Genomic DNA, 9,904 nt, shown 5'->3' with positions numbered 1-9,904 from the left:
TAATCTCTCCCACGGGCTCAGTGGCACCAGGGCCGGGTGATGCTCACCGGTAACCTCCCGATGATCAGTCGGGGATCTTCTCCGCAGAAGCGGAGAAGATCAAGACATAAGGGCCGGGGTGAGGGCATCAGGCCGCACGACCGGTTTTTTGTAGGCCGGGTAAGGCGTAGCCGCCACCCGGCAATCACCCCCCCACGTAAAACCGCTTCACCTCATCAAACTGCATCGCAAACTGGATGTAGCTCATCAGCGCAGGCGAATTCAGCTTCCTGCTCGGATAGACCAGCCACAGTTCGTTTCCTTCCACGCTCCACTCCGGCAGCACCTGCACCAGCGCCCCCTTCTCGATTTTATCTTCCAGCAAAAACGCGGGCAGCAGCGTGATCCCCGCCCCGGCGATGGCACTTTCGCGGGCATACACCAGGTTATCCGTGACGTGCGCATTGTCAGGCAGATGACGATAATCCTCGCCGTGCTGCCGCAGCAGCCACTCCGGCCAGGCTTTGTGGGTGATACAGCGGTGATCCACCAGCTGGCGCGGATGGTCCAGCGGGGCAAAACGCGCCAGATAGTCGGGCGAGGCCAGCATGTAGCGCGGGCAATTGCCAATCATACGGCCAATCAGGGACGAATCCTGCGGTTTACCGGTGCGCAGCGCCACGTCGTAGCCCGACTCCACCAGATCCTGCACATCATCCGAAATACAAACATCGAGTGAGACATCGGGATAACGACGCTGGAACTCCGCGTTCAGATGCGCCAGCAGCGTGGCACCAATTCCCGCCGGGGAAGTGACGCGCAGCCGTCCGCCGGGGTTATCGCGCAGACGCTGAATGGCGTATTCCGCGCGCTCGCTGGCCGCCAGCATCTCGCGGCAGTGCACCAGATAGTGCTCGCCCGCATAGGTTAAATTAAGTTTGCGGGTGGTGCGGTTCAGCAGCCGGATACCAACCTGCTGCTCAAGTTGGCTGACCCGCTGGCTGACGCTCGATTTCGGCAGGCCCGCTTTTTGCGCCGCCGCGGTAAAGCTGCCCATCTCCGCCACCAGCGCAAACAGGGCCATATCCTGAAGCTGTTTAAACATCACTGTTCATCTCACACGAACACTTTGTTATTGATTGTCCATCTTATCACGCAAGTGGCGACTTAATAGACTAGCCTCAACACACGCATTCCATAAGGAGTTCACCATGTCCGTTAAAGCCATTGCCGTTAATCCCGACCAGCCATCCACATTTATTGAGATCACCCAGCCAATGCCGCAGCCCGGCGAGCACGACCTCCTGGTCGAAGTGAAAGCCGTCTCCGTGAACCCGGTCGATACCAAAGTCCATGCCAGCCTGAGTAAAAACGGCCTGCAGTCCCCGCGCATTCTGGGCTGGGACGCCAGCGGGATTGTGAAAGCGGTCGGCGCGAGTGTCACGCAGTTCAAAGCCGGTGACGAAGTGTGGTACGCCGGGGACATCACCCGTCCGGGCAGCAACGCCACGCATCAGCTGATTGACGCACGCATCGTCGGCCACAAACCGCAGAGCCTCGACTGGGCCGCCGCCGCCGCACTGCCATTGACCGCGCTGACGGCATGGGAAGGACTGTTTGAACGCCTGAATATTCAGGACGCCGGATCGGACAAAACGCTGCTGATCATCGGCGGTGCGGGCGGCGTCGGATCGCTGGCGATCCCCTTCGCCAAACACAACAGTAAGATCAAGGTGATCGCCACCGCCTCGCGCGAAGACTCAGCCCAATGGTGCCGGGATCGAGGCGCGGATTTAGTGGTGAATTATCGTGACCTGAAGGGTGAGCTGGCGAAGCACGACATAAAATTCGTGGATTATATTTTCATCCTCAACGACACCGACGGGCACTGGGACGCGGTCAGCGACCTGATCGCGCCGCAGGGGCATATCTGTACCATCGTGGAGAACGATCGTCCGCTGGATCAGAGCAAGCTGAAGTCGAAATCTGCCGCGCTGCACTGGGAATTTATGTATACGCGCAGCATGTACCAGACCGCAGATATGGCGCGCCAGGGTGAGATTCTGAATGAGGTGGCGAAGCTGGTGGATACCGGCGTGGTGGAAAGCTCGCTGAGCGACACCCTGCACGGCTTAAGCGTGGAGAGCATCACCGAGGCACACCGGAAAGTACTGGACGGGCATATGCGCGGGAAGGTGGTGGTGGAATTCTGAGGTCATTGTCCCCTCACCCTAACCCTCTCCCAAAGGGAGAGGGGACCGATCGGAGCGGTCTTTACTCCCGCTCCCCCATCAACTCCTTCACCAGCTCGACGCAGCGCAGAAACCGGCCATCGTAGTCCGACTCCTCGACGTGAACGAACTCGACGTTATTCTCGCGCAGCATATCCACCAGCATGGTCTGGAACTCTTTACGATCGACGGAACTGCCGAGGCTGCGCATTCCGTCGGCGACCCACGGGGTGTTGTTTTCCAGCAGGATCACCAGATCAAAACGGTACTCGTCAATCAGCGCCTGCACGAACGGGTGCTCGCGCCCTTCGTACTTTTTACAGAACGCCTGGGTGGTGACAAAGTCCGTATCGACAAATGCCACTTTGTTGGCGTATTTCACCGCGAAATCAATGTACTGAGCGTGGCCCAGCGCGATTTTGTCGTAATCGGAATACTGAAGCGCCATCTCGTCACCGCCCAGATGTGAGAAGACGTAATCCCGCCCGTATTCCCACGCGCTGCTGGTGTTGAAGATGTTTGCCAGCTTGTTGACCAGCGTCGATTTACCGCTCGATTCGCCGCCCAGAATCGCCACCGTGCGCACGAAGAAGGGCTTCACTTCTGTCGGGATGTATTCCCAGTAGCGGAACGGGTTTTCGCGGATCTGCCCGCCGCTGATGTTCATGAAGGTGCGTTTAGGATCGATCAGCACCGTTTCGGTGCCCAGATGCTCGCGGAACTGCGGCGCATCGGACTCTTCAGAGGTGTAGATCCAGTTCGGAGCGACCCCCTTCTCTTCCATAAAGGCTTTGATGCCGTTGCTCCAGACATCCCAGCCGTGCGGGTACGGCTCCATGCCCTCTTCGTTAAAGGCATGAATGCGAATATTTTTTTGATATTTGAAGGTCTGGAGCAGCCAGCGTAGACGGTCCGAGACGGTCGGCTGCTGGGACATGGCGCTGTCCTCAAACAGCGCACGGTCACGCGTGTCGTCGTAGCCCATGATGATGTGCAGCTCATCTACCTGACTACAGGCGCGCTGAATCAGATAGATATGGCCGGTGTGCAGCGGGTAGAACTTGCCAAACACCACGCCGATGTTCTTTTGCATGCGCGGGAATTCGAGGCCCAGAAAGCGGTGCAAAGCTTCCAGCTTTTGCGCGCTCGGGCTTTTGATTTTGGCATTCAGAAGCTGGCTTAAATAGCCCTTGGTCATTCCGCTGGCTTCCGCCACCTGCTGCAACGTGCAGCCCTTCTGGCGGATCGCGGTTTTCAGGTAGTCAAATGTTGACATAAATTACGGTGCCTCCTGCAAAATCGAATAGGTAATTATATGTCGTCAAAAACATTTAACGCATCGGAGAGTTTTTTGACGGGGAAAATTTTCATCCCTTCCGGCACTTTTTTCGGCACGTTGGCAGCAGGCACAATCGCGCGACGGAAACCGTGTTTCGCCGCTTCGGAGATACGCTCCTGTCCGCTCGGGACCGGGCGAATTTCCCCTGCCAGCCCCACTTCGCCAAAGACCACCAGATCCTGCGGCAACGGTCGGTTGCGCAGGCTGGAAACCATCGCCAGCAGCAAGGCCAGGTCGGCACTGGTTTCGGTCACTTTCACGCCGCCGACCACGTTGACGAACACGTCCTGATCCGCCATCTGTAGCCCGCCGTGGCGGTGCAGTACCGCCAGCAGAATCGCTAAACGGTTCTGCTCAAGACCAACGGCCACGCGACGCGGGTTGCCCATCATCGACTGATCCACCAGCGCCTGAATCTCGACCAGCAGCGGGCGCGTCCCTTCCCAGAGCACCATTACCGAACTGCCCGGCGTCTCTTCTTCGCCACGGCTAAGGAAAATCGCCGACGGATTGCTGACTTCACGCAGCCCCTGTTCGGTCATGGCGAAAACGCCCAGCTCATTCACCGCACCAAAACGGTTTTTGTGACTGCGCAGGGTGCGGAAGCGGGAATCGGCGTCGCCGTCGAGCATCACCGAGCAGTCGATGCAGTGCTCCAGCACTTTCGGACCGGCCAGCGAGCCGTCTTTGGTGACGTGGCCGACCATCACGATCGCCACGCCGCGCGTTTTGGCGAAGCGCGTCAGATAGGCTGCGGTTTCGCGCACCTGCGCCACGCTGCCCGGCGAGGACTGAATGTCCGCCATGTGCATCACCTGGATGGAGTCGATAACCATCAGCTTCGGCTGCTCTTCATCGGCGATCATGCAGATCTGTTCGATGCTGGTTTCCGACAGCATATTCAGATTGCCGGTCGGCAGACCGAGACGGTGCGCGCGCATCGCCACCTGTTGCAGCGACTCTTCCCCGGTGACATACAGGGTTTTCATCTGCTCAGAGAGCTTGCACAGGGTTTGCAGCAGCAGCGTCGATTTACCGGCACCGGGGTTACCGCCGATCAGGATTGCGCTGCCCGGCACCACGCCGCCGCCCAGGACGCGGTCAAACTCTTTAAAACCGGTGGAGAAGCGCGGCACTTCATCGAGGCTGATCTCAGAAAGTTTTTGCACTTTCGAGACGCCGGCGTTACCCGCATAGCCTGTCAGACGCTCGTTGCGGGCCACGGTTGGCGAAGCGGCCACGCGCACTTCGGTGATGGTGTTCCAGGCATGACAGGCGCTGCACTGCCCCTGCCAGCGCGGATAATCCGCACCACATTCATTACAGACAAATGCGCGTTTTGGAGCTTTCGCCACGGTTTACCTCTGATTATTTCTGATTCACGCTGCCGGACAGGATGCAGAACACGCCCATCAGATCAGCATGACGAATGGTGACTTCTGTCTTTTCGTTTACTTTTGGCTTGGCATGATAGGCGATGCCCAGACCCGCCACTTTAATCATCGGCAGATCGTTCGCGCCATCGCCGATGGCAACGGTCTGCGCGACAGGGATTTCGAATTTTTCCGCCAGGCGCGTGAGGGTGTTGGCTTTGTACTGCGCATCCACGATATCGCCGATCACTTCCCCGGTCAGTTTACCGTCGCGGATCTCCAGCTCGTTGGCGACCACCGTGGTCAAACGCAGTTTGTCACGCAGGTAGTCCGCAAAGAAGGTGAACCCGCCGGAAGCAATCGCCACTTTCCAGCCAAGCGTTTCGAGCTTCAGCACCAGTTGAGTGAGGCCTGGCATTAACGGCAGTTCGTCGCGCACCTGGCGCAGAATGTTGGCATCGGCCCCTTTCAGGGTGGCGACGCGCTGTTTCAGGCTGGCGGCAAAATCGAGTTCGCCGCGCATCGCACGCTCGGTCACTTCCGCCACCATCTCGCCGCTGCCGGCCAGTTTGGCGATTTCGTCGATGCACTCAATCTGGATGGCGGTCGAATCCATATCCATCACCAGCAGCCCTGGCGTTTTCAGATGCGGGATTTTCCCCAGCGGAGCCACATCCAGCCCGGCTTCATGTGCCAGACGGGTGGCGCGCTGCGTCAGCGAACCGGCCAGACGCAGCACCTGATAATCTTCCACGCACCAGGCCGCCACGATCACCATCGCCGCGCCGAGCTTGGTTTGGTATTGGGTCAGGCGCTGCTTATCCAGGCCACGGCCATACAGCAGCCAGCCGCTACGCCCCGCATGGTAGTCCAGAGGCATGACCTCGTCGCCACTTAATGAGAGCGGCAATCCTGGCCATAAAGAGACGTCATCGGTCAGGTCGCACCAGGTAATGTTCGGCATTGAAGCTCCTGTAAATTGGTTCGCGCCGGAAGGTTCCAGGGGGAAAATAACGCATGAGGCTACCCTGTAACCATCACTTCTGGCAACATTAAGCCGTAAATTTTCAGCAGGTGGAATATGGCTCGCGCAAAACTGAAATTCCGGCTACATCGTGCAGTGATTGTCCTGTCCTGCCTCGCGCTTCTGGTGGCGCTGATGCAAGGGGCATCCTGGTTTAGCCAGAATCATCAACGACAACGTAATCCACAGCTCGAAGAGCTGGCGCGAACCCTCGCCCGCCAGGTCACCCTGAGCGTCGCCCCTGCGATGCGCACCGAGACGCCGGACGATAAACGCATCGCGCAAATTCTGCGTCAGATTACGGAAAACAGCCGCATTCTGGACGCGGGCGTGTACGACGAACAGGGCGATCTCATTGCCCGAGCCGGTGAGCACGTTGACGTCCGCGACCGGCTGGCGCTGGACGGCAAAAAGGCCGGCGGCTATTTCAATCAGCAAATCGTCGAGCCGATTCAGGGCAAAAATGGCCCGCTCGGCTATCTGCGTCTCACCCTCGACACCCACACCCTACCGACCGAAGCCAAACAGGTGGATAACACCACCAACATTCTGCGTCTGATGTTACTCCTTTCGCTGGCGATTGGCGTGGTGTTAACGCGCACGCTGTTGCAGGGCAAACGCACGCGCTGGCAGCAGTCGCCCTTCCTGCTGACGGCCAGCAAATCGGTGCCGGAAGAGGAAGAGAGCGAGAAGAAAGAATAGTGGTAAAATGGGCGGACGATTCGGAAAAGGAAATCTGCCATGACGACGCTCCGCCTGCTTATCTCTGACTCTTACGATCCCTGGTTCAACCTCGCGGTGGAAGAGTGCATCTTCCGCCAGATGCCTGCCACCCAGCGCGTCCTGTTCCTCTGGCGCAATGCCGATACGGTGGTCATTGGCCGCGCGCAGAACCCGTGGAAAGAGTGCAACACGCGGCGCATGGAAGAGGACAACGTCCGCCTGGCCCGTCGCAGCAGCGGCGGCGGCGCGGTGTTCCACGACCTCGGGAATACCTGCTTTACCTTTATGGCCGGGAAACCGGAGTACGATAAAACCATCTCCACGGCGATTGTGCTGAACGCCCTGAATGCCCTCGGCGTGACGGCGGAAGCCTCCGGGCGCAACGACCTGGTGGTCAAAACGCCGGAAGGCGACCGGAAAGTCTCCGGCTCGGCCTATCGCGAAACCAAAGATCGCGGTTTCCACCACGGCACTCTGCTGCTCAACGCCGATTTAAGCCGTCTGGCAAACTATCTCAATCCCGATAAGAAAAAGCTGCAGGCCAAGGGGATTACCTCGGTGCGCGGCCGCGTGGCGAATCTGGTTGAGCTGTTGCCCGGCGTGACCCACGAACAGATCTGCGCGGCGATCCAGGAGGCGTTCTTTGACCATTACGGCGAGCGCGTCGAGGCGGAAGTGATCTCCCCGGACCACACCCCGGACCTACCGAATTTTGCCGAGACCTTTGCGCGTCAGAGCAGCTGGGAGTGGAACTTCGGTCAGGCTCCGGCGTTCTCGCATCTGCTGGATGAGCGTTTCACCTGGGGTGGCGTGGAGCTGCATTTCGACGTCGAGCGCGGAGTTATCACGCGCACGCAGGTGTTTACCGATAGTCTGAACCCGGCCCCGCTGGAAGCGCTGGCAGCCCGTTTGCAGGGATGTTTGTATCGTGCGGAGTGCTTGCAGCAGGCGTGTGATGCGCTGATAGCAGAATTCCCGGAGCAGGAAAAAGAGTTGCGTGAGTTGTCAGAGTGGGTGGCGAAAGCGGTGCGGTGAGGTGAGATGAGTGCGGTCTGGTGCCCTCACCCCGGCCCTCTCCCACGGGGAGAGGGAGAAAACATAAAAAACGGCAACCTTGGGTTGCCGTTTTGCGTTCACCTTGTAGGCCGGGTAAGGCGAAGCCGCCACCCGGCACAAAACAAACTTACTCTTTATCGCCCAGCAGAACAGATTCCAGCGCGATTTTGATCATGTCGTTGAAGGTGGTCTGACGCTCAGCGGCAGTGGTCTGCTCGTGAGTACGGATGTGGTCAGACACGGTGCAGATGGTCAGCGCTTTCGCACCAAACTCAGCCGCGACGCCGTAGATGCCTGCCGCTTCCATTTCCACGCCCAGGATGCCGTATTTTTCCATCACATCGAACATTTCGCCGCCGTCCGGAGAGTAGAACAGGTCAGCAGAGAAGATGTTACCAACGCGCGCGTCAACGCCCAGCGCTTTGGCTGCGTCTACCGCGTTACGTACCATGCCGAAGTCAGCGATTGCCGCGAAGTCATGATCCTTGAAACGCATACGGTTTACTTTGGAATCGGTGCAAGCACCCATACCGATGACCACGTCACGCAATTTCACGTCCATACGCACGGCACCGCAAGAGCCCACGCGGATGATTTTCTTCACGCCGAAATCGGTGATCAGCTCTTTGGTGTAGATGGAGCAGGACGGGATACCCATACCGTGGCCCATTACGGAGATTTTGCGGCCTTTGTAAGTCCCGGTGAAGCCCAGCATGCCGCGCACGTTGTTCACTTCACGCACGTCTTCGAGGAAGGTTTCAGCAATGTGCTTCGCGCGCAGCGGGTCGCCAGGCATTAATACTACGTCCGCGAAATCGCCCATTTCTGCATTAATGTGTGGGGTAGCCATCTTCAGATCCTTTTAAAAGTGTTGTTTTGTCGGGTGGCGGCTGCGCCTGACCCGACCTACAAAATCGTAGGCCCGGCAAGCGTAGCGCCGCCGGGCATGCGCATCACAGCATGTTTTTGCCGTAGTCCATTGGCGAAGTACCGAAGTAGCTCGCAATGGTCTGGCCGATATCCGCGAAGGTTTCGCGGTGGCCGAGCGATCCTGGTTTCACTTTCGGGCCGTACACCAGCACAGGGATGTGCTCACGGGTGTGGTCGGTACCGGTCCAGGTTGGGTCGCAGCCGTGGTCAGCGGTCAGGATGATGATGTCATCTTCCCCCACCAGCTCCAGCAGCTCCGGCAGACGGCGGTCGAACAGTTCCAGACCGGCAGCGTAACCGGCGACGTCGCGACGGTGGCCCCAGGAGGAGTCGAAGTCCACGAAGTTGGTGAAGACGATAGTCTTGTCACCCGCTTCTTTCATCTCTTTGATGGTCGCGTCGAACAGCGCGTCCAGACCGGTAGCTTTCACTTTTTTGGTGATGCCGCAGTTGGCGTAGATATCCGCGATTTTACCGACGGAAACCACTTCACCCGCTTTCTCATCAACCAGTTTCTGCAGCACGGTCGGGGCTGGCGGTTCAACGGCCAGATCGTGACGGTTGCCGGTACGCTGGAAGTTGCCCGGCTTGTCGCCGATAAACGGACGTGCGATGACGCGGCCAATGTTGTAGCCGCCTTCGGTCAGCTCTTCGCGCGCGATTTCGCACAGCTCGTACAGACGGTCCAGACCGAACGTCTCTTCGTGGCAGGCAATCTGGAACACGGAGTCAGCGGAGGTGTAGAAAATCGGCTTGCCGGTTTTCATGTGCTCTTCGCCGAGCTGATCCAGAATCACGGTACCGGAAGAGTGGCAGTTACCGAGGTAACCCGGCAGATTGCCGCGCTCAACCAGCTTATCCAGCAGTTTCTGCGGGAAGCTGTTTTCGTGATCGGAGAAGTAGCCCCAGTCGAACAGAACCGGGACACCGGCGATTTCCCAGTGACCAGACGGGGTGTCTTTACCGGAAGAGAGCTCGTGCGCCCAGCCGTATGCGCCGATCACTTCTGCGTTGCCGTCCATGCCGGCAGCCACTTTACCTGTCGAACCTTCATGCGCTTTCACCAGACCCAGACGGGTCAGGTTTGGCAGGGTCAGCGGGCCCTGACGGCCATTGTTCGCTTCGCCTTTCGCACAAGCTTCTGCGATATGGCCCATGGTGTCGGAACCGACATCACCAAAGCGGTCTGCATCTTCTGTAGCGCCGATGCCGAATGAGTCCAGCACCATAATAAATGCACGTTTCATAT

9 protein-coding genes are annotated in these 9,904 nt (G+C 58.5%); 3 read left to right on the top strand and 6 right to left on the bottom strand.

The features are described 5' to 3' along the window. Positions 1 to 184: 184 nt before the first annotated feature. Positions 185 to 1,084: a LysR family transcriptional regulator gene (locus tag QQF33_RS08575; protein ID WP_285150414.1), complete on the bottom strand. Its 900-nt coding sequence runs from the start codon at positions 1,082 to 1,084 to the stop codon at positions 185 to 187. A 106-nt stretch (positions 1,085 to 1,190) separates the two neighbouring features. On the opposite strand from QQF33_RS08575, the gene QQF33_RS08570 reads away from it, so the two are divergent. Beyond that, complete coding sequence (locus tag QQF33_RS08570; RefSeq protein ID WP_285157682.1) at positions 1,191 to 2,192, top strand: zinc-binding alcohol dehydrogenase family protein; 1,002 nt, start codon at positions 1,191 to 1,193, stop codon at positions 2,190 to 2,192. Between the two features lie 61 nt (positions 2,193 to 2,253). Here the strand turns inward: QQF33_RS08570 and nadR are convergent, their stop codons facing one another. Genes nadR through serB form a run of 3 tightly spaced genes read right to left on the bottom strand, consistent with a single transcriptional unit; the run spans position 2,254 to position 5,886 of the window. Continuing rightward, complete coding sequence (gene nadR / locus QQF33_RS08565; RefSeq protein WP_285157681.1) at positions 2,254 to 3,486, bottom strand: multifunctional transcriptional regulator/nicotinamide-nucleotide adenylyltransferase/ribosylnicotinamide kinase NadR; 1,233 nt, start codon at positions 3,484 to 3,486, stop codon at positions 2,254 to 2,256. A gap of 35 nt (positions 3,487 to 3,521) precedes the next feature. Beyond that, positions 3,522 to 4,904, bottom strand: a complete 1,383-nt coding sequence (gene radA / locus QQF33_RS08560; RefSeq protein WP_282493471.1) for a DNA repair protein RadA — start codon at positions 4,902 to 4,904, stop codon at positions 3,522 to 3,524. A gap of 13 nt (positions 4,905 to 4,917) precedes the next feature. Then, the gene (gene serB, locus QQF33_RS08555) at positions 4,918 to 5,886 is read right to left on the bottom strand and encodes a phosphoserine phosphatase (protein ID WP_282493470.1); all 969 of its coding nucleotides are present in this window, start codon (positions 5,884 to 5,886) and stop codon (positions 4,918 to 4,920) included. 117 nt (positions 5,887 to 6,003) lie between these two features. Here serB and QQF33_RS08550 point away from each other — a divergent pair, with 117 nt between their 5' ends. Next, a complete protein-coding gene (locus QQF33_RS08550) occupies positions 6,004 to 6,648 on the top strand; it encodes a YtjB family periplasmic protein (RefSeq protein ID WP_103947144.1) in 645 nt (214 codons plus the stop codon). 39 nt (positions 6,649 to 6,687) lie between these two features. Beyond that, complete coding sequence (gene lplA, locus QQF33_RS08545) at positions 6,688 to 7,704, top strand: lipoate--protein ligase LplA (protein ID WP_285157680.1); 1,017 nt, start codon at positions 6,688 to 6,690, stop codon at positions 7,702 to 7,704. Positions 7,705 to 7,852: 148 nt separating this feature from the next. On the opposite strand, the gene deoD is transcribed toward lplA, so the two are convergent. Continuing rightward, positions 7,853 to 8,575, bottom strand: a complete 723-nt coding sequence (gene deoD, locus QQF33_RS08540) for a purine-nucleoside phosphorylase (RefSeq protein WP_095280675.1) — start codon at positions 8,573 to 8,575, stop codon at positions 7,853 to 7,855. A gap of 103 nt (positions 8,576 to 8,678) precedes the next feature. Continuing rightward, entirely contained in the window at positions 8,679 to 9,902 is a 1,224-nt protein-coding gene (deoB, locus tag QQF33_RS08535; RefSeq protein ID WP_282493467.1) for a phosphopentomutase, read from the bottom strand. Positions 9,903 to 9,904: the final 2 nt, after the last annotated feature.

The organism is Lelliottia wanjuensis, from assembly GCF_030238365.1.
Classification (GTDB): domain Bacteria; phylum Pseudomonadota; class Gammaproteobacteria; order Enterobacterales; family Enterobacteriaceae; genus Enterobacter; species Enterobacter wanjuensis.
This window is presented reverse-complemented; position numbering and strand designations above follow the sequence as displayed.